Below are 956 nucleotides of genomic sequence, written 5' to 3' on the forward strand. Positions count from 1 at the left end.
CGTCGCCACCGCGTTGCCGAAGCCGTGCTGCGCCAGCGCCACGACGTCCATGTAGCCCTCGACCACCAGCGCATAGCCGCGCCGGCGCATCGCGGGCCGGGCCTCGTAGAGGCCGTACAGCTCCTTGCCCTTGTGGAAGACCGGCGTCTCCGGGGAATTCAGGTACTTGGGCTCGCCCTTGTCGAGCACGCGCCCGCCGAAGCCGATGACCTCGCCCAGCACGTTGCGGATGGGGAACATCACCCGGTCGCGGAAGCGGTCGTAGCGGCGCTGCTCGGCCTCGCTCTTGCCGGGGTCGTCCTGCAGGATGACCAGGCCGGTCTCGACCAGCAGCGGGTCGTCGTAGGACGGGAAGGCGCTGGCCAGCGAGCGCCATCCATCGGGCGCGTAGCCCAGGCCGAACTGCAGCGCGATCTGGCCGGTGAGGCCGCGGCCCTTGAGGTATTCGATCGCGCGCGGGTTGCCCTTGAGCTGCTGGCGGTAGTGCTGGCCGGCCTTGGCCAGGATCTCGGTGAGCGTGGCCTGGCGCTGCTTCTGCGCCTTTTCCTGCTCGCGCTGCTGGGGGCTGCGGTCGTCCTCGGGCACCTGCATGCCGGCCTGCTGGGCCAGGTCCCTGACCGCGTCGATGAAGCCGATGCCCAGGTGCTCCATCAGGAAACCGACGGCGTTGCCGTGCTGGCCGCAGCCGAAGCAGTGGAAGGTCTGGCGCGAGGGGCTGACGGTGAAGCTCGGGGTCTTCTCGCCGTGGAACGGGCACAGGCCCTTGTGGTTGATGCCGGCCTTCTTGAGGTCGACATGGCGGCCCACGATGTCGACGATGTCGACGCGGGCCAGGAGGTCCTGAATAAAGCCGGGCGGGATCACCGCAGAAGTTTAAGTGATGGCCTGCGGCGGCTTTTCGCGGCCGCGGGCGACGGCGCCGCGCTGCCGCGCCCAGTCCAGCAGCGCCTGCGGCG

Annotated in this window: 1 protein-coding gene; it reads right to left on the reverse strand. The window is 69.8% G+C overall.

What is annotated here, in order from left to right; all coding sequences use genetic code 11:
* A partial coding sequence (gene dnaG, locus FUT87_RS26925) for a DNA primase (RefSeq protein ID WP_147242968.1) occupies positions 1 to 864 on the reverse strand: 864 nt, incomplete at its 3' end.
* Positions 865 to 956: the final 92 nt, after the last annotated feature.

Source organism: Mitsuaria sp. TWR114, assembly GCF_007997345.1.